At 57.0% G+C, this 26,328-nt stretch carries 18 protein-coding genes and 1 tRNA gene; 7 read left to right on the top strand and 12 right to left on the bottom strand.

What is annotated here, in order from left to right:
• From OGM60_05225 to OGM60_05170, 12 genes are all read right to left on the bottom strand, one after another.
• Positions 1-1,083: a Gfo/Idh/MocA family oxidoreductase gene (locus OGM60_05225; GenBank protein ID UYI98309.1), complete on the bottom strand. Its 1,083-nt coding sequence runs from the start codon at positions 1,081-1,083 to the stop codon at positions 1-3.
• A 26-nt stretch (positions 1,084-1,109) separates the two neighbouring features.
• Positions 1,110-2,225: a DegT/DnrJ/EryC1/StrS family aminotransferase gene (locus OGM60_05220; GenBank protein UYI98308.1), complete on the bottom strand. Its 1,116-nt coding sequence runs from the start codon at positions 2,223-2,225 to the stop codon at positions 1,110-1,112.
• Positions 2,226-2,236: 11 nt separating this feature from the next.
• The gene (locus tag OGM60_05215) at positions 2,237-3,772 is read right to left on the bottom strand and encodes a hypothetical protein (protein ID UYI98307.1); all 1,536 of its coding nucleotides are present in this window, start codon (positions 3,770-3,772) and stop codon (positions 2,237-2,239) included.
• Positions 3,772-5,064 (bottom strand): O-antigen ligase family protein, encoded by a 1,293-nt coding sequence (locus tag OGM60_05210; protein ID UYI98306.1) that lies wholly within the window; start codon positions 5,062-5,064, stop codon positions 3,772-3,774. Before OGM60_05210 ends, OGM60_05215 begins: the two co-directional genes overlap by 1 nt.
• Positions 5,058-5,960: a glycosyltransferase family 2 protein gene (locus OGM60_05205; GenBank protein ID UYI98305.1), complete on the bottom strand. Its 903-nt coding sequence runs from the start codon at positions 5,958-5,960 to the stop codon at positions 5,058-5,060. Before OGM60_05205 ends, OGM60_05210 begins: the two co-directional genes overlap by 7 nt.
• A 25-nt stretch (positions 5,961-5,985) precedes the next feature.
• Positions 5,986-6,837: a glycosyltransferase gene (locus OGM60_05200; GenBank protein ID UYI98304.1), complete on the bottom strand. Its 852-nt coding sequence runs from the start codon at positions 6,835-6,837 to the stop codon at positions 5,986-5,988.
• Positions 6,830-7,588 carry a sugar transferase gene (locus OGM60_05195; GenBank protein UYI98303.1) on the bottom strand — a complete coding sequence of 253 codons (759 nt, stop codon included), beginning with the start codon at positions 7,586-7,588 and terminating at the stop codon, positions 6,830-6,832. The genes OGM60_05200 and OGM60_05195 overlap by 8 nt, the downstream gene beginning before the upstream one ends.
• Positions 7,589-7,594: 6 nt before the next feature.
• Positions 7,595-9,259 (bottom strand): polysaccharide biosynthesis protein, encoded by a 1,665-nt coding sequence (locus tag OGM60_05190; protein ID UYI98302.1) that lies wholly within the window; start codon positions 9,257-9,259, stop codon positions 7,595-7,597.
• A gap of 304 nt (positions 9,260-9,563) precedes the next feature.
• Positions 9,564-10,109 (bottom strand): antiterminator LoaP, encoded by a 546-nt coding sequence (loaP, locus tag OGM60_05185; protein UYI98301.1) that lies wholly within the window; start codon positions 10,107-10,109, stop codon positions 9,564-9,566.
• Positions 10,110-10,904: 795 nt separating this feature from the next.
• Positions 10,905-10,980, bottom strand: a tRNA-Ala gene (locus tag OGM60_05180).
• 70 nt (positions 10,981-11,050) lie between these two features.
• Positions 11,051-11,692, bottom strand: a complete 642-nt coding sequence (locus tag OGM60_05175; protein ID UYI98300.1) for a thiamine diphosphokinase — start codon at positions 11,690-11,692, stop codon at positions 11,051-11,053.
• A gap of 9 nt (positions 11,693-11,701) precedes the next feature.
• The gene (locus tag OGM60_05170) at positions 11,702-12,391 is read right to left on the bottom strand and encodes an HAD family phosphatase (protein UYI98299.1); all 690 of its coding nucleotides are present in this window, start codon (positions 12,389-12,391) and stop codon (positions 11,702-11,704) included.
• A 331-nt stretch (positions 12,392-12,722) separates the two neighbouring features.
• On the opposite strand from OGM60_05170, the gene glgB reads away from it, so the two are divergent.
• The 7 genes from glgB (at position 12,723) to OGM60_05135 (ending at position 26,302) form a co-directional block, all read left to right on the top strand.
• Entirely contained in the window at positions 12,723-14,981 is a 2,259-nt protein-coding gene (gene glgB, locus OGM60_05165) for a 1,4-alpha-glucan branching protein GlgB (GenBank protein ID UYJ00158.1), read from the top strand.
• A 94-nt stretch (positions 14,982-15,075) separates the two neighbouring features.
• Positions 15,076-17,502 carry a glycogen/starch/alpha-glucan phosphorylase gene (locus OGM60_05160; protein UYI98298.1) on the top strand — a complete coding sequence of 809 codons (2,427 nt, stop codon included), beginning with the start codon at positions 15,076-15,078 and terminating at the stop codon, positions 17,500-17,502.
• Positions 17,503-17,610: 108 nt separating this feature from the next.
• Positions 17,611-18,759, top strand: coding sequence for a glucose-1-phosphate adenylyltransferase (locus OGM60_05155; GenBank protein UYI98297.1), 1,149 nt, complete (start codon positions 17,611-17,613; stop codon positions 18,757-18,759).
• 4 nt (positions 18,760-18,763) lie between these two features.
• On the top strand, positions 18,764-19,891 hold the full coding sequence (glgD, locus tag OGM60_05150) for a glucose-1-phosphate adenylyltransferase subunit GlgD (protein UYI98296.1): 1,128 nt from the start codon (positions 18,764-18,766) through the stop codon (positions 19,889-19,891).
• A 90-nt stretch (positions 19,892-19,981) separates the two neighbouring features.
• The gene (gene glgA / locus OGM60_05145; protein UYI98295.1) at positions 19,982-22,249 is read left to right on the top strand and encodes a glycogen synthase GlgA; all 2,268 of its coding nucleotides are present in this window, start codon (positions 19,982-19,984) and stop codon (positions 22,247-22,249) included.
• A gap of 431 nt (positions 22,250-22,680) precedes the next feature.
• Positions 22,681-25,977, top strand: a complete 3,297-nt coding sequence (locus tag OGM60_05140) for a 4-alpha-glucanotransferase (GenBank protein ID UYI98294.1) — start codon at positions 22,681-22,683, stop codon at positions 25,975-25,977.
• Positions 25,978-26,065: 88 nt separating this feature from the next.
• A complete protein-coding gene (locus tag OGM60_05135; protein ID UYI98293.1) occupies positions 26,066-26,302 on the top strand; it encodes an FmdB family transcriptional regulator in 237 nt (78 codons plus the stop codon).
• Positions 26,303-26,328: the final 26 nt, after the last annotated feature.

The following is a 26,328-nucleotide window of genomic DNA, read 5'->3' as shown; positions in this document are numbered from 1 at the left end:
CTATTTGCCGAACTCGCCGGCCATGTCAATGGAGGCAAAATTTTGTAGAGGGAGCTTGACAGGCTCGTCGGTCTTCTGACTCTTGTAAATCGCAAGCACGATTTCAAGTGCATTCCTACCGGCAATGGCATCCACATAGGGCGCGCGGTCATTCTTGATGGCGTCAATCATGTCAGCATAGAGCGCGGTGTGCCCATTGCCGTAAACATTGCTCGTGACCTCATGAAGTCTCTTCGTCTCTGCATCGGCGCCGGTCTCCTCAGCGAATTCCCATACGTCAATGTTGTTCGTCGAGGTGCCGCCGACCTTGACGGTGCCTGTCTCTCCGAAAACGTAGAGCGTCTCCTCGAGATTCTTTGGGTAAACGTTTGCAGTACCTTCGATGGTGCCAACGGCGCCGTTCTTGAACTTCAGGACGGCAACACCCACGTCTTCGGCCTCAAGGTAGTCATGAAAACGCTGGCGCGTGGCACCGTAGACTTCTTCGACCTCGTTTCCGAGCATCCATCTGAGCAGGTCGATGCCATGGATGCACTGGTTCATGAGCGTGCCGCCATCCTGCTCCCATGTTCCTCGCCAGGGCGCCTGCTCGTAATAGGATTTGCCACGGTTCCAGCGGACATTGATCGAACCATGGGAGATAGTCCCGAAACGACCCCCGTCTAGTGCCCCCCTCAGTTTTTGGATAGCGAGGTTAAAGCGGTTCTGATGGCAGACGGAGACTTTAACGCCCTTCTCGTGGGATCGCTCGACGATCAGGTCGGCGTCCTGCATGGACATTGCCATCGGTTTCTCGATTATAACGTTGATGCCGCGCTCGATGCAGTCGAGGGCGATCTTCGCATGCTCGCCGCTCTCGGTCGCGATACCAACGAGCTCGATCTCAGGGTGAGCGTCGAGCATCGCGGAGTAGTCACTGCAACGCTCAGTTCCGGGGAAGTCACCGAAGCCGGCCTTCTCGAACATAGTATCGAACTTGGAAGGGTCTATGTCACAGACGGCAACGAGATCCAAGTTGTTGTTGGCGACAGCCTTGATATGGTTGACTGCGATTCTTCCACAGCCAATAAGAGCGTATTTCATGTTCCTTCCTTCCCATACGTGCTGGTCTAGAGAGCTGCGAGGACAGCAGAGACGACCTCGTCCTGCTCCTCCTCGGTAATGTAGGGTGAAAATGGGATGCCAAAGTTGCACCGCGCGTAGTGTTCGGCGTTTGGGAACGATTGGGCAACGTGACCGCCAAAGGCCTTCATCTGGTGAAGGGGCTTCGGGTAGTAAACGAGGGATGGCACGCCCACTTTCTTCATGGAAGCGACAACATGATCTCGTTGCTCCTCGGACTCTGCGATAAGCACGAACTGAGCGAAGGAGCTCGTGGAATCCTCAGTGATCTTCGGGGTTTGAATCTTGCCCTCAAATGCCTTCCAATAACGAGCTGCGACTTCCTGACGTTTATCCATCTCGGTGTCGAGCAAGTCCATCTTTGCCAGAAGGACCGCCGCCTGAATAGTGTCAAGGCGCGAATTCATGCCAACGCGGACGTTGTCGTACTTGCTCGACCCTTTGCCGTGCACCTTCAAAGAAGCGATTAGGCCGGCAATCTCGTTGTCATCGGTAAAGACGGCACCGCCGTCACCGTAACAGCCGAGCGGCTTCGAGGGGAAGAAACTCGTGCAGGCGATGTCGCCAAACGAGCCGCAGCGGGAACCCTTGTAAGAGGCACCGGTACCTTGTGCGGCGTCCTCGATCAGCAGAAGACCGTGGTCTTCGCAAATTTTAGAGATCTCGTCGAAGCGGGCAGGATTGCCAAGGAAGTCAACCGCGACGACCGCGCGAGGCCTAAGCTTGCCCTCGCGCTCGACGATCTCTATCTGTTCTACGAGAGAGCTTGGCGAAAGGTTGAAGGTGTCAGGCTCGATATCGCAAAAGACCGGAGTGGCGCCGAGCATCGCGGCGGGCTCCACGGATGCAATAAAAGTCATCGCGGGACAGAAGACTGCGTCGCCAGCGCCGATTCCGTAAGCCATATAAGCGAGCTGGAGCGCCTCGGTGCCATTGCCACACCCGAGGCAGTGAGATCGTCCAACGTAGTCAGCTAGCCTCTCCTCGAGCTCGCCCACTTCTGGGCCTCCGATGAAATGAGCGCCGGCCATGATCTCGTCGACCCTTACGGAAAGGTTCGGTCGGAGCAATTCATACTGCTTCTTAAGGTTGATAAACTCCATTATTTCCTCCTTTAGACTGTTTTACTGGATAGGAGTCGCAGGGTCTCCTTCATGAAGTCCATGCTCTGACTGAAAAGGTCGGACTTAAAGCTGAAGGCCCATAGGACCGCCAATGACAACATAAGTGAGCAGGCAAGCTTCAGGCAGAGCCCAGGGACGCCAGCGACACCGATGAAGCCGCAAATGAAATAAGAGACGGCACAGGCGGCGATCATGGCAATGAGCTGCCGCGCCTGAAGGGCGAGGTAATCACCTATACCACGCTTAAAATAGTGCTTGAAAAGGATGCACGCACCCCAGCCAAAGTTGATGAGCACGAGGGTCGTGATCGTGGCCAGCAGGATACCGGCAAATCCCCAGAGTTGGACGAACAACAGATTCAGGATGACATTGGCGATAGATTCGACAATCGGTCGTATGCGGTCCTGCCACCAAAGCCCAGCTGCTGTCCTATAGAGATATACGATATCCCCCATTGTCTGGACATAGAAATAAAGGACGAATAGTGCAGCGAGGCCGTCCGCGATTGACAGATCGCTACCAACCCAGATTCTCATGAAAGGCTGAATGAGGCAAAGAAGACAAGACGAGCAGACGGCAGCAATTGCCATGTAAAGAAACACAAATACTCTGAAGTCTTCATAGTTTTCGTCGCGAGATTTCGAAACGATGCCGTCGCCGACGCTTGCGGTAATAGCATTGATGACAACGGCGAGCATGCCTGACACCGAACTGACAATCATGAAATAGTTCTGGTACTGCGTTAGGACCGAAAGGCCCAGGAACGCAGAAATAACGACGCTGTCGAATGAAGTCCTGGTCGTAGAACTGAGTTTATAGAGGAACACGCCTGAGACGCGCTTTGCAATGTCGCGGACGGTCTCACGATCGAGCTTGCCGTCACACACAATGTCCGGGTAAAGCCGGTTCGAGAGAACGTTGCAGACGATATTGTTGACGATAGTTGAGAGGGGCAAAAGCACCGCATAGACGTAGAAGTTCTGGGTGAGAACGAGGGCGGCGATCTGAAAAGCGTACATTCCTACGCTCGTAACCAAGCCCACCTTGCTCACCACATCGCCGCGTTGGTAAGCGGTGAGCAAGGAGACCTTATACGCATACAGAAAGTAACCGATGACGGTGTTCGAAAGGTAGACCCCATATAAGAGGTAGATATTGATACCGCCGGGGACGCTGCCTTTGATGAGCGACGGCAGGAATGGCATAAGCGTAACACCGACGACGAGTACAGCAATACCGATAACGCGGTAAACGAGACGGTAGAACGAAAGAAGCGCGCAAAGCTTCGGCCTGTCGCCCTTGTTGATGGGCTCGTACATACTGAAGACCATCGCACTACTGAAACCGAGTTCGGCAAGCGATAGGACAGTAAGGACTGAAGTGAAAAGGCTTCCCAGGCCAGTGTACTCCACACCCAGGTAATAAATCATAGCCGTGCGCGCTGCGAACGGCATGATGATTACGAAAATCTTATTAATGACTGCCCAAACGATGTTTCGGGCAGCGTTGTATCGTCTGGATGCCATCAGCGAGCAACCTCCTTCGAAGCGGCGGCTGCATTCTTTTTGAGGTCGGCAATGCAAAGCCCCATAACCGCTAGCAACCCCCAGAAATAGGTCTCCGTCCAGAAAGTGCCGGAAAGTCCGAGACGCCCGATGCAAAACGCCAGAAGAGTAAGGAAAATGGGGAACCAGGGGGACACGTTGCAGCTCCTAAATGAGAGAACGAGGAACCAGGCGAGAACGCACAAAATGACAATTCCGAACGGAATACCAAAGTCATAAAAGATCTCGAGGAAGAAGTTGTGGCAGTAGTTGCCGGGCCCCAGATACGCCTGATCCGAAAAGGGCCCGTGACCGAACAACGAAATGCGCGGAGTCAAGGCATTCCAGATGGCGGAACGACCACTGTCACTCATAACATCGGCGTATAGAAACTTCTCCAAGGTGCGCGAGGTTATGCCCATCGAATTAAGTTGATGATTAAGCGCCAAAGCCAGATCGGTGAGCGAAAATACCAGAATCAACGCAGCGCAGAGAATCGCGGCAGATATTAAGAACTTCTTAAGGACGGATGTCTTTGAACCGAAAACAAAGACCAGGAACCTGAGAGCGGCAAAAGCGATAATGCCGAGAAGGGGTCCACGGGAGCCGTACGAAAGGATAAGCGCAATGTTCGAAAGCGCACACGCGAGCCAAAGGACAAAGGAGGGGATATTGAGTCCGTCTGCATCGTCTACGATGAAGTGAAGAGAGAGCAAGGCGAAAAACATAGCTTCGAAGCCAAGCCCCATGTCGTAGCCATATAGCGTCGTGGCCTGCATAACTGAGCTCAGGGAGGCCTGTAGGTACAAGGTCATGACGATGCATGCAAACTTGAGTGCCGCATCAGCGCGTTTGGCATCGTTCTGAGAAGCAAGAAATAGGAACGCAATCATGCCTCCCATCGGGTTGATTGCCTGCGGAAGGGCATAATCATCGAAGATGAAGTAGTCGACGTCGCAGAGCACCATATATATAGAAAAGATTGCGAATACAGCGACAGCGGGCAGGATTACCCTTCCGCTCAACCTCAACCCACAACGGAACCAGTAAACAATAAGCAAAAGATAAGATATTCCGGTTAGCGTATAAACGACAGCCCCATACATCCCGATGGTCGAAGCAATGAAATCGCGAAGACCGTGGTAAGAAACGAAAATGAATAGAGCAATGGCAGGAAAGCAGTCAATGACTCTAGCCTCAAGGGTCACATCCTCATTCTTGGGTCGCCTTAGCTCAATGCGCCTTGAAACACGCATGGCCTTGTCAGCTAACATGAGATATCGACCGCCTTGCGTGCGTTATGATTTCCGCGCATCCTGAGCATCGTCTTTTCTGCAGTCTTCCACAGAGCTTCAGGAGCTGAGAGCAAACCAAGAATGTCGACAATCCCCTGCAGTTTCTGACCATTCTTGATCCTCATCCGACCAACCTCCGCACGCTGAGCCGACGCCACTGCATGTTTCTCGAATAGCGTTAGGCTGCCATATACGTCAGCTACCGAGGTGAAGAGGGCCTTCTTTGCCTTAATGAGGTCATCGGGGCCAAGTCTATTCTGCCCGTCACTAACATCACAGCAATGAAGAGGTTCATTGAGTTGATACAACTTTTTTCGAAAAGTGAGCTCGATAAGGAGCTGAAGGTCCTGATGACGAATGAGCTCCTCATCGAACCCCCCGACTTGCTCAAAGAGATCGCGGCGAACCAAGAGCGTGCCTGTAGGAAAGTCGGAGACAATGAGCATGATGTCCTTGTAGACATGCCCATCAGGATGTTTGGGAAGAACACTTATCAGATCATCTCCCCTGAAGCGTTTAACGCGACATGAAACAACTCCCCAATCATCGGATAGCGATGTAAACGCCTCAACCTGACGTTCAATCTTCTCAGGCTCCCACCAGTCGTCGTCATCTAAAAAAGCGAGGTAGGAGCCAGACGACGATTCGACTCCCCTGTTGCGCGCAAAGGCGCCGTTCTTATGAATGGAAGGTTCGAGAAGGCGTACTCTTGAATCTGAAGAGGAGAACGACGAAACAATCTCGTGCACGCGGGGTGTAAAGCAATCTTCGCCGCCGTTGTCATTAACAATGATGAGCTCGAGATTCCGATAGGTTTGACTCAAGACGCTACCAATAGCGCGGCCCAGAGTGTCGGTCCTGCGATACGTCGGCATGATTACGCTCACAAGGGGCAAGCCACTACCGATCAATGTTGCCACCTGCCTTGGAACGCAGGAGCTTGTTATAGGCGACCTTCACCAGATCGGCAGGCATGAAAGTGACAAGAACGCGCTGGAGAACAGAGAAAAACTCCCCAAAGCGCGAAGTAAGACCGAGTTTACGAAGCTCCCTGAAGAATGCGGCATTGCTCTTGAGGTAAGCAATGTTGGAACGTCGGGCATACATGCCGTCACCGGTTCGAACGTCAACAAGAACATCAGGAATATTCGCGCATGCGCAGCCATGAGAGAGCATACGAACCCAAAGCCAATAATCCTCCATCCAAGAGAAGGGCTGATAGCCTCCAGCGGACTCGACCGCGTCACGTCTAAACATAACGGTTACATGGTTAAAAGGATTCCTATTCCTGGCCCATTTAATGATCTCCTCTCGTGTAAGAGGAACATTTCTGATAGACCCCATGTCTCCGGGAGTTTTGTCGAACTCTTCAATCATTCCGCCAACAAGATCCAGCTTATCTTCAATAAGGCAAGAGATTAGCCTCTCGCAGCGATCGGGTCGTGAGATGTCATCGGAGTCCATACGCGCAACTATGCCACACGCGCAGGCCGGTAAGCCCGCATTTAAGGCGTAACCAAGACCATGGTTCTCGCTGAGGCGAACTACATTAAGTCTCGTTCCGAGTTTGTCTTGCCATATTGAGATTTTATAGTCCAATTCATCATTTAGTGGACCGTCGCAGACGAGGACCAAGTCATTGAAAGGAAGCGTCTGATTGGCCATGGACTCAATGGCATCATCAAGATAAGCTGGCTTGTCGTTGCGGTAGACAGACATCAGCACGCTGTATTTTGTGGCGGAATTATTCATTGGCATTAGTACTTTCGATAGATACAGCAGAGGTCGTGGACTCTGATTGATTGCCCTCGACCACCTCAGAGCCAGACAGCTTGGAGAACGTGCCGAAAAAACACCTGAGATCAAAGGCGACACTACGACGACGAACATATTCGCCATCAAGAGCGGATTTCGCATCAATGGTTAACTCATCGCGTCCATTAATTTGAGCCCAACCGGTAAGCCCGGGACGTACGTTGTTTGCGCCGCAAGCGTCGCGCTCAGCCACGAGGTCAAACTGGCTCCACAACGCAGGACGAGGTCCAACGACAGACATATCGCCCTTGAAGATGTTCAGAAGTTGCGGCAGCTCATCCAAGCTAAGCTTGCGCAGGGTAGGACCGACAGGAGTCAACCAGTCACTCGCATTGATCATATGACTAGGCAAATCTGGGGTATCAATACGCATCGTTCGAAATTTATAGATGTCGAAAAGCTTCTTATCTTTTCCAACACGCTTCTGTTTGAAAATGATAGGGCCCGGACTCGTGAGCTTTACGGCAAGCGCGGTGCCTGCAATAACAGGACTGAGCACGATAAGCCCTAGACCGCTTGAAACAATGTCAAACAAACGTTTAACGAATCGATAGCCAGGTTTGCCATCAAGATCAAACTCATTCGCAATTGATTCAGGAGTGGAAGTAAGTGCAAACACTGCAGGCGCATCAGAAGGCGATAGGTTAGCAGCGTTCATGGCCTGCTCTATTGTCTTAATTTCAGTCATAGACACCTAATCGTTAAACTGCGGATGATACGTAGGTACAACCTCAGCAAGCACGGACTTGACCGCGTCGTTATCCTTGTCGAGGCAGTCATGAAGCTTCTGTAGCTTGTCTTTAATCTCTTCCATCTTGTCTGCCTCGGCCGTAGAGATGCGAATCTCGGAATGTTTAGTTGGCAGGAGCTGTTCGTTGTCCATAAGAAGCTCCTCGTACATCTTTTCGCCAGGACGCAGGCCAACTTCTTTAATCTCGATGTCTTTGCCGGGCTTAAGACCGCTAAGCGTGATGAGGTTCACTGCGAGGTCGTAGATCTTGACCGGCTCACCCATGTCCAGAACAAAAATCTCACCGCCATGCGCCAAAGCACCAGCAGTAATGACCAGCTTGCTTGCCTCGGGGATGGTCATGAAGTAACGCGTAATGTCCTTGTGCGTAATGGTGATGGGACCGCCTTCGCGAAGCTGACGCCTAAACAGCGGAATAACCGAACCGTGGCTTCCAAGAACATTGCCAAAACGGACGGCGGTAAAAATAGTCTTGCTGTTGGCTGCGTAATACTGAACGATCATCTCGTCCATACGCTTGGTTGCACCCATAACGTTGGTTGGATTAACAGCCTTATCGGTAGAAATCTGTACGTAGTGACTGCACTGGTACTTGTCGGCAAGACGTACGACATTGAGCGTGCCAAAGACGTTGTTCTCGATTGCCTCGCGTGCATTGCCCTCCATAAGGGGAACATGCTTATGAGCCGCAGCATGGAAGACGACCTGGGGGTGATATTTATCAAATACCTTGGTAATCGCTGGAAGATGCGTAATGGAGCCGATATAGACTTGGATATCAGTGCCTTGATCATGAGCGGCCTTGACGATGTCGTGATACAGCTCGTAGGTAGTGTTCTCGTAAATGTCAAACAACACGATTTGGGTTGGTTTAGCCGGAAGAAGCTGACGCACAAGCTCGGAGCCAATCGATCCGCCACCGCCCGTGACCAAAATGCGCTTACCGGTAACATAGCCCATCTGGTTAAGGTCAAGCGACTTCTCCTCGCGAGAAAGCAAGTCGCTGATTTCGACCTCGCGAAGGGCAACCCTGCCTACACCATCCTGCGGAATATCGCGTACATTGGGCAGCGTGAGAACCCTAAGACCCGTTTTCATGCAGAAGTCGTAGATGCGCTGACGCTCTTCACGCGTGGAGCTCGGTATGGCGACGACAATCTGCTCGGCCTCGCAATCGTGTGCGATAACAGGGATGTCCCTGCAGGTGCCGCACACCTTAATGTCGTGAATGCGCTGGTTCTGTTTATTGGGGTCATCATCCACAACGGCAACGGGATCGCCGATCATGTCCGGATCTCCGTTGAGCATACGCTTGATAGTGAGCGATCCGGTCTCGCCAGCTCCGACGATGAGTGTGCGAGGCAGATGAGCGTCAGACTTGCTTTTGAAACGCCAGAGCTGACTGCCATACACGGCACGAATGCCAAAACGTCCGCCGCCGCAGATTATGAGGATGATCGCCCACGCCATAACGTCCTCGCGAAGCGACATGCCCTTGCCAAAAATAGCATTAAAAATAACATCACCGATGATCGACCCAACGGTCACCGCGGCAACAATACGTCCGGCCTCGGAGATACTTGCATAGCGCCAAAGGCTGTTATACATGTGGAAGAACCAAAAGACGACAACGTTGACGGCTGCGAGTACAAAAATAGCCGGACATGCGCCGGCCGCCCCGCTAAACGTTGCCCAATGCTGCGTTCCCCACGATGCGACAAACACCGCGATAAAAGTTGCGGCAATGTCGTACACCATTAACGCATACGGTTCGAAGGCGCTTAACTTCCCCTTTTGCTTTGCGCTCTTAGATTCAGTGTTCAAAATTGGTTCTACTCTTCCCTATTGATCCCGTTGCCTACGTCCCCGCACCCGGGGATCCTCCCCTGTCCCGTTAAACAGTCGCCTGCACTTAGGCGATCGCCTTTTTTAGGTTTCGCATTGCGCGCTGCTTGGCCGAAAGCACGGCGAGGCCAACGCGTGTAGTTACGCGTCGGCCGCACAGGTCGAGCTCCAAATAAGCAGTGCTCTTGCGTCTGTTAATGGTTTTGATAAGGCCTTCGTGGCCCAACAGCGGACCTGCCGTCACTACGACCTGGTCGCCGTCTTTTAGGGCCTCGCTCATGGGCACTACGCGGTCTCCCGCATGCGTAAAGCTGCCAATAAGCTGGACCTCTTCTTTTGCCAGCGGCACAAACTGACCGTCCTGGGAAAGTACCCGGGCAAAGTCGTCCATGCGCAGCAGATACTGTTGCACGGTGCGGGGATCTGCAGTATCGCAGATAAGATAACCGGGAAGGAGCGGCTTGGTCGTGTTGACCCATTCGCCGTGAACCTTGATCTCGGTTTGAAATTGGGGATAAAAGAGCTCCTGCATGGCACCACCCGGCACCATACGCTCAATGCGCTCGCGCATTACGTCTTCGCGACCGTTAATGACCTGGATCACATACCACACGAGCACCACCCCCTTGCTGTCTTACGTGTGGCTCACGGGGTTTGGGTATGGCTTCGCCAGGGCGCTTGTGCGCGAAGGCGCTCCATATTCAAACCCTGAGCCCAGTTAGACAAGCACGTGGCTCTGCCCCACCGTGAACGGTATGTATAAGTGCAGTGGCTAGAGACGCGAACGTGTATCGCAAAATGACCGCGTCCCCAGCTGGCTGCGTGCGATCCAGTCAAGCGGGAACAAAACTGAACCGCACGCAAACAGCTGTAGGACTGCTGCGTTTTGTCATGAAATAACGAATCGAATGAACAGACTGCACATAAACAAGAACAGATACATTCGATGCGATACGCATGACGGCACTATTGGAGCTCGTGGTTTTTCTGGCACCGCCGTTACGGCCGGATGCTGATCTGCCCTGTGCTTCGCGACCGGTTAGTCGTGAGCGCAGTTGAACCCATGTAACGTTAGGTATCCTAGCACAGCAGGTGGCCCATACGTTTTGGGGTGTGTTGAGCAACATATTGTTTATTTGCCGTGGTTATGGGGGATATTGTGCCGTCTTGCACACATTGCCGCAGGTTTATGGGGGTGTGTAGGTTGGTGAGCACTGCCTGAGTTGTATTGATGGCGGCGTGAATTGCTCAAACTATTATCTTTGGCTAACAAACTTTGTACAAAACCGGGAAGGTAATTGCGCAACTTTTTGCAGGGTGGGCGCGGGTGCACGCTTCATTTTGGTTTGTGGGGTTGATGGGCATGAAAAAAGGCCACCGGATATCCGGTGGCCTTTTGAATTCACGATGGTGGAGACGAGGGGGATCGAACCCCTGACCTCTTGACTGCCAGTCAAGCGCTCTCCCAGCTGAGCTACGCCCCCGTGACGAGGAGATACTATAGGGGAAGTTGGCGCGGCGTGCAAGGACTTTTTTTGGGCACGCTCTAAATCTTTATTGGTATAGGTAAGCGATGGCGGTGCCGGTGTGGACTTCGATCTCTGCGGTGGATCGGACTATGTTGCTAATGCCCGTGTCGGCTAACAGGCCGAGGGGGCTGTAATCTAGCTCCCATTCAAGACCGTGTTCACTTACCTCGGTGTTGGAAGCGATGGCGATGATGGAAAACGTCTTACCTTCGGCGCCTTCGATGGTCCACGACTCGCCTGCGTGAAGGACGCGAGCGACCACTTTGTCTTCGGCAATCCAGATGGGAGCATCCTCGTAGCCCGCGAGCAGCCCCAGTACGGAAAGCGCCATATCCGGACGGCCGCCGGTGGCGCAAGTCGCAACCACTTCGGCACCCGGCCAGCGACGGCGGACCGAATCGAGCGCCAACGCCAGATCGGTATAGTCCTTGTAGGGGTCGTGGCGCTCAACTTCAAACTCCGTGGCGGCATCCACCAGCGCGCGGCCGGCATCACTCACCGTATCGGCATCCCCCACATACACGTCGCAGCCCAGTCCCGCGCCCAGTAACGCGTCGAGCCCGCGGTCCACGGCGACAACGTGGTCGCACTCCCCCGCCAGCTGACGTAGCAGACCCGCGCTCGCCACCACAGGCGAGCCGCAGACCACCAATACGTTGCAAGCCACAGCTCTCGCCTATCCCTTAAACGCAAGCACGCGGGCCAGATCCAGGTCCTCATAGCTATCGATAAAGATATCGCAGTTGTCACGAACCTCGTCGCGCTCCATGCGACCGAGCGGGTCATAAATACCCACGCGCTTAAAGCCGGCGGTGCCAGAGCTCTTAAGGCCAAAGACAGCGTCCTCAAACACCCATGCACGCTCAAACTTATGCCCGTGACGCTCCTCTAGGCGTCGCAGCGCCATCTCGTATACGTCGGGGAACTGCTTGGAGCGCCCCGCCTCGCCCGTGGTGGTAATAAACTCCATGTAGGCATTAAGCCCGGCGCCCGCAAGCGCAGACGTAACCAACTCGGCCGGCGTGGACGTGGCAACGCACATGGCAATACCGGCCTCCTGCGCCTGATTCAAAAATGCAAGCAGACCCTCGCGCGGCGGCACCTTGGAATAGCCATCGATCAGGATGTCGCTCAGCTCGCGATACAGCTCCTCGCCATTTTCACCAATGCCCCAGATGTCGTGGTAGGCCTGGCATTCGTCCTCGAGCGACAAATGCTCAAACTGGGCAAAATCGTCAACCGTCACGTCAACTCCGTGACGGTGCAATAACTCTGGCTGGGCATAGGCCCAAACGGGGGTGCTATTAACCAGTGTGCCGTCGCAATCGAAAATAAAAGCAACACTTGAGGCGGCGATGTGGTCCATAAACGAGCCTTTCGATGTCAAAGGGTAAACAACCTGCTAAAAACGTTTTACCAAACGTCAACCCAACTATCTTGAAAACCTAATTGGTAAAACTGTCAAGAGTTTTACCATCGCAATTCTGCCAGTGGTATAAACATGGCGCTTACCGATTAAACGCCATCGCAAAAACACTTTCGTTCATATAAGTAACGTACAGGTGTTATCGTAGTTTTTGCCGAAAGTTCCACCGAGCACGCGAGGTGGAACGAATCATAGAACTATCGCCGTCCCTTCGATTCGTGCAGCCTTGGACCTTTCGCATCTAGTCACCAAGGCAACACGCTGCCGCGTCATGATGGGATCAAACGTGAGCGATACAAAGCTAAAGCCAGCAACCAAAAAGCCTGCTACCCGTAAAGCCGCCCCGCACGCGCCGGAGCTCACCAAAGACGATGTCTATCTGTTTGGCATCGGTACGTGGGAGCGCAGCTGGGAAAAGATGGGCGCGCACCCCGACACGCAGAACCGTACGCGCGGCTGGCGTTTTTGCGTTTGGGCGCCCGATGTAAAGAGCGTCCACGTCATTGGCGAATTCAACGACTGGGATGAGCAGGCCAACCCGCTGGTGCCCGTGCATACGAGCGCCATTTGGGAAGGCTTTATTCCTGGCGCCGAGCAGGGCCAGCTCTATAAGTACCTTATCGAGACCAACGAGGGCGAAAAGCTCTACAAGGCCGATCCATACGCCTTTAAGGCCGAGTGCCCTCCGGGTACCGCGAGCGTGCTGTGGGCCCTCGATGGCTACCAGTGGAACGACGCCGCATGGCTCAAGCGCCGCGCCAGCCATAACCACATGTCGCAGCCCCTTAACATCTACGAGGTGCATATTGGCTCGTGGAAGCGCCACGGCGACGCGCCGCAGGGCGAGCCCGACGAGTACGGCAACTACCCCGGCCCCATGGACCCCTTCCCCGCGCAGCGCGGTGAGTTTTACACCTACGACGACCTGTCGGTGGAGCTCGTGGACTACGTGCGCGATATGGGCTATACGCATATCGAAGTCATGCCGCTTATGGAGCATCCCTTCGATGGCTCCTGGGGCTACCAGACGACCGGCTACTACGCCGCCACGTCGCGCTACGGCAACCCGCAGCAGCTCATGCACTTTATCGACGCTTGCCACGAGGCGGGCATCGGCGTGATCATGGACTGGGTGCCCGGCGGTTTTTGCGCCGACTCCCACGGCCTTGCCACCTTTAACGGCCACATGCTGTTTGAGCACGAGATTCACCCCAACTGGGGCACGCACAAGTTTGACTTCGCCCGCGGCGAGGTCCGCTCCTTCCTGGTCTCAAACGTGCTGTACTGGCTCGAGAACTTCCACGTGGACGGCATTCGCATGGACGGCGTGTCCAGCATGCTCTACCTCAACTTTGGCATTGACGATCCCGGCCAAAAGAAGTTCAACAAGTACGGTACCGAGGAGGACCTGGACGCAAGTGCGTTTATCCGTCAGGTCAACTGCGCCGTGGAGGCGCACTACCCCGACGTGATGATGATGGCCGAAGAGTCAACCGCGTGGCCGCTCGTGACCTATCCGCCGCAGGACGGCGGTCTGGGCTTCCACTACAAGTGGGACATGGGTTGGATGAACGACACCCTGCACTACATGCAGACCGATTTTCCGTGGCGCCCCGGTAACCACGGCCTGCTCACGTTCTCCATCATGTACGCCTTTACCGAGAACTTCATTTGCCCGCTGAGCCACGACGAGGTCGTACACGGCAAGTGCTCGCTCATTGGCCGCATGCCGGGCGACTGGTGGCGCCAGTTTGCCGGCCTGCGCACGCTGGCTTTCTACCAGATGACGCACCCCGGTGCCAAGCTCAACTTTATGGGCAACGAGATCGGCCAGTTTATTGAATGGCGCTACTACGAGTCCATTCAGTGGTTCTTGACCGAGGAGTATGAGACCCACAAGCACCATCAGGCGTTTATCAAGGCGCTCAACCATCTATACACCGCCGAGCCCGCCCTGTACGAGCGCGGCTACACCGACGACGGCTTTACCTGGATCGACGCGGACAACTCCAAGCAGTCCATCGTGAGCTTTGTGCGTCAGGGCGAGGACGTCGATGACGACCTGGTGATCCTGATCAACTTTGACCCGGCGAGCTACGAGAGCTTCCGCGTGGGCGTGCCGCGCGAGGGCGACTGGGAGGTCATCTTCGATTCCGACCGTCCCGAGTTTGGCGGCAGCGGATACGCCGGCGAGGAGCCCTACACCTGCTCGAGCGAGCCCTATCCCTGGAACGGGCAGATGGACTCCATCGAGATTAAGGTGCCCGGCCTGGCAGGCGTGGTGCTTAAGCGCCGCGGCCCCAGCAGCTATAAACCGCCCGTGGTTGAGGAGCCCAAGAAGGCGACGCGTAAGCGCACGTCCTCGATGAAGCCCAAGGCCGCGGCTGCTAAGAAGGCTCCGGTTAAGGCGAAGACCGCCAAGCCCGCTGCCAAGGCTACGGCTAAGCCCAAGGCCAAGAAGGCAACCAATAAAAAGGCTGCTCCCAAGGCTAAGGCAGGCGCTGTTAAAGCATCTGGCAAGGATGCGTAACGAAGCCGTTACAGCTGTAATCACCCGCCCCGCGGGGGCGTAGGATACAAGTCAAAACCGTTCCGGGAGAAACATCCCCGGGGGAAAGGAACGTATGAATAAGATCTTCGACAACAAGCAGGAGTTTACCGAGCTCTATCGCGATGCTGTCATGAGCATCAGCGGCAAGAGTGTTGAGGCCGCCAGCGACCTGGACCGCTTTAACGCCCTGGCCAAGCTCGTGGCCGAGAAGGCACGCACCGTTGCCACCACCAGCGACGCCCGTGTGGCCGCCGAGGGCAAGAAGCGCGTGTACTACTTCTCGATCGAGTTTTTGATCGGCCGCCTGCTCGACAACTACCTGCTCAACTTTGGCGTGCGCGACATGGTCGCCGAGGCGCTCGACGACATGGGCTTCGACCTGTCCGTCATCGAGAACCAGGAGCCCGATCCGGCTCTGGGCAACGGTGGCCTGGGCCGTCTGGCCGCATGCTTCTTAGATTCCATGGCTGCCGAGGGCATTGCCGGCTACGGCAACGGCATGCGCTACCGCTACGGCCTGTTTAAGCAGGAGATCGTCAACGGCAGCCAGGTCGAGGCCACCGACGAGTGGCTCACCCACGGCTATCCCTGGGAGGTCCGTCGTCAGGACAAAGCCGTGACCATTAAGTTTGGTGGTCACGTCGAGGGCTTTGAGGAGAACGGCCGCACGTTCTACCGCACGGTGGACACGCAGGACATCCTGGCTGTCCCCTACGACATCCCCGTTGTGGGCTATGCCGGCGAGACCGTCAACAAGCTGCGCGTCTGGGCCGCAGAGCCGGTCGAGGAGCACTTTGACCTGGAGGCCTTCAACCGCGGCGACTACGCCCTGGCCGACGCCGAGCGCGCCGAGGCCGAGGCCATCAGCGCCATCCTCTACCCCAACGACGCCGGCGAGCACGGCCGTCTGCTGCGCCTGAAGCAGGAGTACCTGTTTGTTTCGGCCGGTATCTACAGCCTGCTCGACACCTTTGAGAAGGAGCACGGCGAGAACTGGGAGCTGCTGCCGCAGTTTGTGGCCATCCATACCAACGATACCCACCCCGCCATGTGCGGCCCCGAGCTCATGCGTATCCTGATCGACGAGAAGAAGCTCGAGTGGGACGACGCCTGGAACATCGTGACGCAGGTCGTGAGCTACACCAACCACACCATCCTGCCCGAGGCTCTGGAGAAGTGGCCCATCGGCACGTTCTCCAAGCTCCTCCCCCGCGTGTACCAGATCATCGACGAGATCAGCCGTCGTTGGCACGAGTCGTTCGACACCACGCAAGAGGGCTGGCAGGAGCGCCTGCGCCAGACCGCTATCCTGTGGGACGGCGAGATTCGCATGGCCAACCTGTCTGTGATCTGCAGCCACAGCGTCAACGGCGTGGCCAAGATCCACTCCGACATCATCAAGAACATCGTGCTCAAGGACTTCTATGCCCTGACGCCCGAGAAGTTCAACAACAAGACCAACGGCATCTCGCACCGTCGCTTCTTTGCCGAGGCCAACCCCACCTACGCCAAACTCGTGACCGAGGCCATTGGCGACGGCTGGCTCAAGGACGCCTTTGAGCTGGAGAAGCTCAAGGAGTTCCAGAACGACACCGAGTTCCTGAAGGCCGTGGGTGCCTCCAAGCGCGCCAACAAGGAGCGCCTGGCCGCCTACGTCAAGGCCGAGACCGGTCTGGTCATCGACCCCAACACCGTCTTCGATGTTCAGGTTAAGCGCTTCCATGCCTACAAGCGCCAGCTCATGAACATCATGAAGGTGATGGACATCTACAACCGTCGCATCGCGAATCCCAACTTCCACGTGACGCCGACGACCTTCATCTTTAGCGGCAAGGCTGCCTCGAGCTACACCTTTGCCAAGGAGACTATCCGCCTCATTAACTCCGTGGCCGACGTCATCAACAACGACCCGCGCGTCAACGAGGTCATGAAGGTCTGCTTTATCCCCAACTTCCGCGTGAGCAACGCCCAGCTCATCTACCCCGCCGCCGAGATCTCGGAACAGATCTCCACGGCCGGCAAGGAGGCTTCGGGCACGTCCAACATGAAGCTCATGATGAACGGCGCCATTACGCTGGGTACCCTCGACGGCGCCAACATCGAGATCGCCGACCTGGCCGGTCGCGAGAACGAGGCCATCTTTGGCCTAACCGCCCCCGAGGTCGAGCAGCTCTGGGCGTCGAACAACTACTTTGCTTGGGATACGCTCAACAACGATCGCGAGCGCCTGGGCCGCGTGATGGACGAGCTCAAGGATAACACGTTTGCCGGCCTTTCGGGCAACTTTGAGAGCATCTACAACGAGCTCATGAACAACAACGACCCCGACCTGGTCATGGCAGACTTCCGCAGCTACGTGGATGCGTGGGAGAAGCTCACCGGCAGCTATGGCGACCAGGAGACCTGGAACCGCAAGGCGCTGCTCAACACCGCCTCGAGCGGCTGGTTCTCGAGCGACCGCACCATTCGCGAGTACCGCGACGAGATCTGGCACGCTTAAAGGCGCGCGAGCTCCCCTATGCCAGCACGGCATTACTCGACGGGCGTGACGTTGCGCCGCGCCCGTCGCTAATGGGTTTAGGAACATCGATGACAGAAGGAGAAATCGATGAGTAAGAAAGAATGCATCGCGATGCTCCTCGCAGGAGGACAGGGCAGCCGATTGGGGGCACTCACCCAAAAGATCGCTAAGCCGGCGGTTAGCTTTGGTGGCAAGTTCCGCATTATCGACTTTTCGCTCTCCAACTGCTCCAACTCGGGCATCGACACGGTGGGCGTTCTGACGCAGTATCGCCCCTACCTGCTGCATGCCTACGTGGGCTCCGGCGAGGCATGGGATCTGGACAGCCGCGACGGCGGTGTGTCGATCCTGCCGCCGTACGAGACGCAGACCGGCGGCGCCTGGTATGCGGGCACGGCCGACGCCATTACGCAGAACCTCGACTACATCAAGGCCAACGACCCCAAGTACGTCCTGATTCTTTCGGGCGATCACCTGTATCGCATGGACTACCGCAAGATGCTCAAGACGCACATTGAGAATAACGCCGACCTCACGGTGAGCGTTATGCCCGTGCCGTGGGAGGAGGCCAGCCGCTTTGGCATCCTGACCACCGACCCCGAGGACGGCCGCATCACCAAGTTCACCGAGAAGCCCGATAAGCCCGATTCGAACCTCGCGTCCATGGGCATCTACATCTTCTCGGCCGACGTGCTGATCGAGGCGCTCGAAGAGGACGCTCTGGACCAGCGCTCGAGCCACGACTTTGGCAAGGACATCATCCCCAAGCTGCTCGGCGAGGGCAAGCGCCTGTACAGCTACGAGTTCCACGGCTTTTGGAAGGACGTCGGCACCATCGCCAGCTTCCACGAGACCTCGATGGACCTGCTGGGCAACAACCCCGAGTTCGATCTGTTCGACAAGCACTTCCCCATCATGTCCAACATCACCACGCGTCCGCCGCACTACATTGGCCCGGACGGCCGCCTGGACGATTGCCTGGTCTCCAACGGCTGCAAGATCTACGGCACCGCTCGCCACTCGATCATTTCGACCGATGTCATCATCGAGGAGCGCGCCGTGGTCGAGGACTCCGTGCTGCTGCCGGGCGCGCACGTCAAGAGCGGTGCGCACATCTGCCGCGCTATTTTGGGCGAGAACTCCACGGTCGAAGAGGGCGTGAAGCTCGGCTCTGTCGATACCACCAAGGATACGGCCGTCGTTGGAAATGACGTCGTTATCGGGAAGGGGGAATGATCCGATGATCAATCGCAAGGCCATCGGTTATATCACCGCTAACTACTCTTCGACTTACGGCAGCGTGCTGCTCAAGGACCGTCCCATCGCGTCCGTTCCCTTTTTGGGCCGCTACCGCCTGATCGACTTCCCGCTGTCCAACATGATGAATGCCGGCATCAAGACCGTCGGCGTCGTCATGCCGGGAAACTACCGCTCGCTGATCGACCACGTGGGCTCGGGTAAGGACTGGGGCCTGGACCGCAAGAAGGGCGGCCTGTTCATGGTGCCCGGCAACGCGTATGGCACCACCAAGGGCGGCATGCGCTTCCTGCTGCGCGACATCATCTCCAACAAGACGCTGTTCCAGCGCTCGGACAAGCCCTATGTCGTGATGATGGGCACCAACATCATCTTTAACATGGACCTCAACACCATCATCGGCGCACACGAGAACTCCGGCGCTCAGATGACCGTGGTGTACTGCAAGGCCACGCGCAACGTCGATGACGAGACCAAACTCGAGATTAACGAGAACGGCCGCCTGACGGGCGTGAGCGCCGGCGTCGTGTACGGCGACAACGCCTCTATGGACTGCTGCATCGTCAACCGCGAGACGCTGCTCGAGATTATCGACCACTACCAGGCCGCCGACTATCTGGACCTGCTCGAGGCACTCCAGGGCGACTTTGGCAACATCGACGTGTGCAGCTACGAGTACAAGGGCGAGGTCGTGGGCGTGTTTAGCGAGAAGTCGCTGTACCGCCGCAGCATGGACCTGCTCGACCAGACCGTGGCCGATCAGCTCTTTGACCCCGAGCGCCCGATCCTGACCAAGGCTCACGACGTGCCGCCTTCGCGCTATGCGACCGGCAGCCACGCGTGCAACTCGATCATCTCGGCCGGCTGCATCATCAAGGGCACCGTGCGCAACTCGATCCTGTCTCGCGGCGTTGTGGTCGAGGAAGGCGCTTCGGTGACCAACTCGATCATCAACCAGAGCTGCATCATCAAGAGCGGCGCACGCGTTGAGAATGCCATCCTGGATAAGAACAACGTGGTCCCCACCAATACCGAGCTTCGCGGCACGCCCGAGAACATTCTGGTGCTGGGCAAGGCTCCGTTAACTTCCGACACCACCATCGTGCGTTAACGTTGGCACCGCAACATCGCTCGTAACATGTAGAATAGCCGCCCGGTTAGCGCCAGGCGGCTATTCTCGAATTGCAACATGGGAGACAATATGGCAGATTCCAGCAAAAAGATGCAGATCGTGTTTGCCTCGGCCGAGTGCGCACCGTTTGTAAAGACCGGTGGCCTGGGTGACGTGGCGGGCTCGCTGCCTGCGGCACTCGTGCGCGCCGGCGCCGAGGTTATCGTAATGGTGCCCAAGTACGCCACCATCAAGGACGAGTACAAGGCGCAGATGGAGCACTTTGCCGACTTTTACGTGAGCCTGGGCTGGCGCAACGAGTACTGCGGGCTCGAGAAGCTCGAACACGACGGCGTCACCTATATGTTCGTTGACAACGAGCGCTACTTTGCGCGCGACTATCCGTACGGCTTCTTTGACGACGGCGAGCGCTTCGCATTTTTCTCCAAGGCCATCACAGAGAGCCTGCAGCACCTGCCGGCCGGTTTTGAGTGCGACATCCTGCACTGCAATGACTGGCAGACGGCACTGGCACCCGTGTTCTTGCGCGAGTTCTACCAGGGCCTGCCGCTGTACGACCGCGTCAAGACCGTGTTCTCGATCCACAACGTAGCGTTCCAGGGCCAGTTTAGCGACACCGTGATGGAGGACATCCTGGGTGTGGCGCATATTCCCGCGGCCGCCTCGCAGCTGCGTTGCGACGCCTGCAGCATCAACTACATGCTGGGCGCGCTGCACTATGCCGATGCCATCACCACGGTGAGCCCCACCTATGCGGGCGAGATCCAGACGCCCGAGTTTGGCGAGGGCCTGGACGGTGTGCTGCGCGAGCGCTCCTACGCGCTGCAGGGCATCCTCAACGGCATTGACGTTGCGGGCTTTGACCCGGCAACCGACAAGCGCATTGCCGCCAACTACACGGTTGACGATCGTTCCGGCAAGGCCGTGTGCAAGGCCAAGCTGCAGGAAGAGCTAGGCCTCGAGGTTCGCGACGACCGCCCGCTTATGGTGATGGTCACGCGCCTGACGCGCCAGAAGGGCATGGACCTGGTCATGTACGCGCTCGACCGCATCCTGGCCGGCGGCGTTCAGGTGGCCGTGCTGGGCACCGGCGACCGCGACTACGAGGATGGCCTGCGCTACTTCCAGGACAAGTACCCTGGCACCATGGCCGCGCGCATCGAGTTCGACCCGGCGCTGTCGCAGCGCATGTACGCCGCCGCCGATATGTTCCTGATGCCTTCGAAGTTTGAGCCTTGCGGTCTGTCGCAGATCATCGCCATGCGCTACGGCACCCTACCCATCGTGCGCGAGACCGGTGGCTTGAAGGACACCGTGATCCCGTATAACGAGTTCACCGGCGAGGGCACGGGCTTCTCGTTTAGCAACTTTAATGGCGACGAGATGGGCGACGCGGTCTTCCGCGCGGCGCGCCTGTTCTGGGATAACCGTGAGGCATGGAACAAGCTGGTCACGCAGGCCATGAGCCAGGACTTTAGCTGGACGCGCTCGGCCGATAAGTATCTGGACCTGTACTTCTTTATGCACCCTGAGATTGAAAGGCCGGCGGCTGTGGCTGAAGTTGCAGCTGTCGATGAGCCCGCTGCCGCTGAGGCCGAACCTGCGGCGACCGTTAAGGAGCCCGCTGCCGCTGAGGCCGAACCTGCGGCGACCGTTAAGGAGCCCGCTGCTGTTGAGGAGCCCAAGGCCGAGGAGAAGCCGGCGGCCGAGGCCGAAGTTAAGCCCGCTGCGAAGCCTGCCGCCAAGAAGACGACGACTCGCAAGACAACGGCTAAGAAGGCCACGACCACGAAGGCCGCTGCTAGCAAGACTAGCGCCGCTAAGGGAACTACTGCCAAGGCATCGACTACGCGCAAGCGTACGACCGCCGCTGCCAAGAAGGCCGCCGAGGCCGAGGCCGCTCCCGAGGCAAAGGCCGAGCCCGCGGCAAAGGCTCCGGCCAAGACCGCTGCCAAGAAGACGGCCGCGACCAAGACCACGACTGCCAAGAAGGTCACGGCTACGAAGTCGACGACGACCAAGGCCGCTACGACGAAGGCCGCCGCGAAGACGACCCCGAAGGCTGCTGCAAAGCCCGCCGACAAGGTCGAGGAGGCGCCCTCCGAGCCCAAGGCCAAGGCAACTGTCGAGGCAAAGCCGGCTGCCAAGACCACCACGCGCAAGCGCTCTACGACGACGGCCAAGAAGACCACGACCAAGGCTGCAGCTCCCAAGGCAGAGGCTAAGGCCGAGCCCGCCAAGGAGGCCCCGATCTCCCCCGCTGTTCCGGCCGAGGAAAAGGCTCCGACCAAGAAGACCTCCGTCCGTAAGGCAACGGCCACCCGCAAGCGCCACTAATCCGGACGATTAAAACTTAATCCTCAAAGCAAAAGAGGGCGTCCCAACCAGGCGCCCTCTTTTGCGTTGAACTTCTCCATTAAAAAGAGGGCCGGTTTACTACGACAAAATGGCTCCGGCCGACCACGGCGGGTAATCTACGAAATTGGCAACGCCTCTACCTGCGGTTTTAATATCACGAAAATGACCGTGGTTGAGATCATTCAATTCGTCGTAGTAAACCGGGGTACTTTTGTTTGGCTACAAATAGTATCGGTATAGGCACATTTGAATATCGCGATAATTTGGCTGGTAAAACGATTTTCTAGGACAACCGTTCGCCGATGGTAAACGGATGTTGTTTATACAGCCTGTGTACAAAAGATATACTTACATCCAGTGCGTAAAGCCCATGGCCCGCAGGCCGTGATTCTATTGAACTGGACCGAATTATGAGATTGATTCACAACAGCCGTCTGCCGCAGTTTCGTACTCCGTTTGGCGCTGTGACCACTGGAACTTCCGTTTCGCTATCGGTGATTTTGGAGGATGCCGACCCCAACCAGGCAACGCTCACCCTGCGCACCTGGGTCGATGAAATCGGTGAGTCTCTGTATCCCATGACGCACGAGGGCGACGGCATATTTACCGTAGAGCTTGAGTGCACTGAGCCCTGTCTTATCTGGTACAGCTTTATCTGCAACATCGAGGGCCAGCCCGAGGTACGCCTGGGTGCACCGCAGGGTCGCACCGGTGGCGAGGGTGTGACCTACAACTACGCCGAGGTTCCGTCCTTCCAGATTACCGTCTACAAGCACCGAGAGAACCGTCCCACTTGGTACGAGCGCGGTATGGTCTACCAGATCTTCCCCGACCGCTATGCCCGCGACGAAAACTGGCGCGAGCGCACACTGGCCGAAGTTGAAAAACCGCGCAACGGAATCCAGCGCCGCATGGTCGAGGACTGGAACGAGCCGCCCGTGTACCAGCGTGCCGAAGACGGCTCCATCAAGACCTGGGATTTTTACGGCGGCTCACTCAAGGGTATCCAAAATGACCTGCCCCGCATTGCCGAGCTGGGCTTTACAGCCATCTACCTCAACCCCATCTTTGAGGCCGCGAGCAACCACCGCTACGACACGGCCGACTACACCAAGATCGACCCGATCCTGGGCACCGAGCAGGACTTTACGGAGCTGTGCGAGGCGGCCGAAAAGCTCGGCATTTCCATCATTCTGGACGGTGTGTTCAACCACACGGGCGATGATTCGATCTACTTCAACCGCTACGGCAACTACCCCGGCGTCGGTGCGTGGCAGAGCGAGGACTCGCCGTGGCGCGATGCGTTTTACTTCCATGAGGACGGTTCGTATGACTGCTGGTGGGGCGTGGGCAACATGCCCGCCATCAACGAGAATTCCGAGCTTGTCCGTGAAAAACTTCTGGGTAAGGACGGCGTGATCCGCAAATGGCTGCGTGCCGGCGCCCATGGCTGGCGTCTGGACGTGGCCGACGAGCTTTCCGATGACTTCCTGGCCGAGATCAAGAAGGCCGTACTTGCCGAAAAGCCCGACGCGCTCCTGCTTGGCGAAGTCTGGGAAGACGCCTCCAACAAGATCAGCTATGGCCATTTGCGCCGCTACCTGCAGGGCTCCGAGCTGGACTCTGCTATGGATTACCCCTTCCGTGACATGGTCATCGGCTTTTTGATGGGCTACAAGAACGCCTACCAGGCAGCCGAGGATATCGAAACCCTGCGTGAGAACTATCCGCGCGAGGCCCTGTCCTGCGCGCTCAATCTGCTCTCGAGCCATGACCGTCCGCGCATCATCTCGGTGCTCGGCGGTGGCCCCGACGAGTCGCAGCTGCCCGAGAGCGAGCGCAGCAAATGGCGCCTGGACGAAAACTCCATGGGCCTGGCCAAGAGCCGTTTTTGGTTGGCGACGCTCATGCAGATGACCTTCCCTGGTGTGCCCTCGATCTATTACGGCGACGAATACGGCTTGGAGGGCCTCACCGATCCGGGCAATCGACGCACCCTGCCGACCAAGGACCAACTCCACGACTTCGATACGCTGGCCATCGTTAAAAACGCGTCTGCCGTGCGTCGCGCGCTGCCCTTTATGATCGACGGCGAGATCAAGGCCTTTGCGCTCAACGATGAAGTCTTGGCCTACACTCGCACAGGCAAAGACGGCGAGTCCGCAACGGTTATCATCAACCGCAGCCTGCGCAATTCGCACTGCGTGACGATCCCGGCGCTCGGCGAATGTGCAAGCGATGTGATCAGCGGCCACGAGTGCGAGATCCACAACGGCACCGTTACGCTCGACCTATACCCGTTGGGCTCTTCAATCATCTATCACCATGCCGAGAAGCGCCTGCAGGAGCCGCTCGATCACGGCGCGGGCGTCGTGTGCCACATCACCTCGGTGCCGACCGATGACGGCAAGCCCGGCACAATCGGTACGCCCACGCGTCGTTTTATCGACCACCTGGCCGCTATGGGCATGCGCTACTGGCAGGTTCTGCCCGTCAACCCGACGGACTTCTTCCGCTCCCCCTACGCCGGTCCCTCGGCCTTTGCAGGCAATATCGACCTACTACCCGAGAGCCATGAGGAACTGGCCGCCGACTTTGCTACCTGGAAGGCCCACGGCGGCGAGGATGCCGATCCGCTGTACACCGCGTTTAAACATCGCAATGCCGATTGGCTCGAGAAGTACTGCGTCTACATGGCCGTTAAGAAGTACTTTAAAGGTGAGTCGCGCCACGATTGGCCGGCAGATGTCGCGCGCTACAACGAGTATCTGATCGATGACAAGCGCTTCCACGACGAGGCCGAGCTTCAGGCGTACATGCAGTACCGCTTTGACCTTGCCTGGTGTGAGCTCATGAACTATGCACACAAGAAGGGCATCGAGGTCATCGGCGATATCCCCATGTATGTTTCAGACGATTCGGCCGACGCATGGAGCGAGCCCGAAAACTTCTGGCTGTCCGACACCGGCAAGGCGATTGAGATTTCGGGCGCGCCGCCCGACAACTTTGCGCCCGAGGGGCAAGTGTGGGGAAACCCCACCTTCCGCTGGGATTACATGAAGGAGAACGGCTACCGCTGGTGGATGGACCGTCTGCGTCGCGCGTTCTCACTCTACGACCGTGTGCGCCTGGACCACTTCCTGGGATTCCACAGCTACTTTAGCATTCCCGCAGGCGAGGCCTGCGCCGACGGCCGCTGGCTGGCGGGTCCGGGCAAGGACCTGTTCCAAACGGCCTACGACGAGCTGGGTCCGCTCAACTTTATCGCCGAAGACCTGGGTTATCTGACGCCTGGCGTTCGCGCGATGGCTTCGACCTGCGGCTTCCCCGGCATGGACGTGCTGGAGTTTAGCGATTACGACGTTCGCTGCGGAATTCATCCCACACCAGACAAGATCCTGTATACCTCGACACACGACACCTCAACGCTTGCCGGATGGTGCACGCACTCCTCTGCAGGCGACGACGAGCCGAGCGGCATTGAATTGGCAAGGGAGCTCATGGGCAACGCCCTGGCAAGCGATGCTCCGCTCGTGATGATGCCGCTGCAGGACGTGCTGGGACTGGGCGACGATGCACGCATGAACGTGCCGGGCGTGGCCACGGGCAACTGGACTTGGCAAGCTGACGAGGCCGACGTTGCGGCAGCCGAGGGCAAAACTGCGAAGCTCCTGCGCAGCACCCATAGATTCTGGGGCGAAGCGTGATAAAACCCCCGATATAGGGTACAGTTACAGCTGTTTGAATTTATGCGGGCAGAGCGATCTGCCCGCTTTGTGCTGAAAAGGAAGTATTATGGCGCGCTACGATTACAAGTGCTCGAGCTGCGGCAACGTGTTTGAGGTTGAGCACCCCATGTCCGAGACACCCGAGGTCGTATGCCCCAGCTGCGGCGCCCCGGCATCCAAGACGTTCTCAGCCAGCGGCATTAAGTTCGACGGAAGCGGTTTCTACAACACCGACCAGCGCAGTGGCGGCTCCAGCACCAGCGCCACCAGCGGCTGTTGCGCCAACTGCCCGCATAACCACTAGAAACCAATCAGCCCCGCGACCGACAC

Source organism: Coriobacteriaceae bacterium (assembly GCA_025757745.1).
Lineage (GTDB): Bacteria > Actinomycetota > Coriobacteriia > Coriobacteriales > Coriobacteriaceae > Collinsella.
Note: the sequence above shows the minus strand (reverse complement) of the source record. Positions and strands in the feature narration are given on the sequence as shown.

Coding starts and splice junctions, on each gene's coding strand:
- OGM60_05225 (UYI98309.1), bottom strand. CDS start 1,083: ATGAAATACGCTCTTATTGGCTGTGGAAGAATCGCAGTCAACCATATC.
- OGM60_05220 (UYI98308.1), bottom strand. CDS start 2,225: ATGGAGTTTATCAACCTTAAGAAGCAGTATGAATTGCTCCGACCGAAC.
- OGM60_05215 (UYI98307.1), bottom strand. CDS start 3,772: ATGGCATCCAGACGATACAACGCTGCCCGAAACATCGTTTGGGCAGTC.
- OGM60_05210 (UYI98306.1), bottom strand. CDS start 5,064: ATGTTAGCTGACAAGGCCATGCGTGTTTCAAGGCGCATTGAGCTAAGG.
- OGM60_05205 (UYI98305.1), bottom strand. CDS start 5,960: ATGCCGACGTATCGCAGGACCGACACTCTGGGCCGCGCTATTGGTAGC.
- OGM60_05200 (UYI98304.1), bottom strand. CDS start 6,837: ATGAATAATTCCGCCACAAAATACAGCGTGCTGATGTCTGTCTACCGC.
- OGM60_05195 (UYI98303.1), bottom strand. CDS start 7,588: ATGACTGAAATTAAGACAATAGAGCAGGCCATGAACGCTGCTAACCTA.
- OGM60_05190 (UYI98302.1), bottom strand. CDS start 9,259: ATGTATAACAGCCTTTGGCGCTATGCAAGTATCTCCGAGGCCGGACGT.
- OGM60_05170 (UYI98299.1), bottom strand. CDS start 12,391: ATGGACCACATCGCCGCCTCAAGTGTTGCTTTTATTTTCGATTGCGAC.
- glgB (UYJ00158.1), top strand. CDS start 12,723: ATGATGGGATCAAACGTGAGCGATACAAAGCTAAAGCCAGCAACCAAA.
- OGM60_05160 (UYI98298.1), top strand. CDS start 15,076: ATGAATAAGATCTTCGACAACAAGCAGGAGTTTACCGAGCTCTATCGC.
- OGM60_05155 (UYI98297.1), top strand. CDS start 17,611: ATGAGTAAGAAAGAATGCATCGCGATGCTCCTCGCAGGAGGACAGGGC.
- glgD (UYI98296.1), top strand. CDS start 18,764: ATGATCAATCGCAAGGCCATCGGTTATATCACCGCTAACTACTCTTCG.
- glgA (UYI98295.1), top strand. CDS start 19,982: ATGGCAGATTCCAGCAAAAAGATGCAGATCGTGTTTGCCTCGGCCGAG.
- OGM60_05140 (UYI98294.1), top strand. CDS start 22,681: ATGAGATTGATTCACAACAGCCGTCTGCCGCAGTTTCGTACTCCGTTT.
- OGM60_05135 (UYI98293.1), top strand. CDS start 26,066: ATGGCGCGCTACGATTACAAGTGCTCGAGCTGCGGCAACGTGTTTGAG.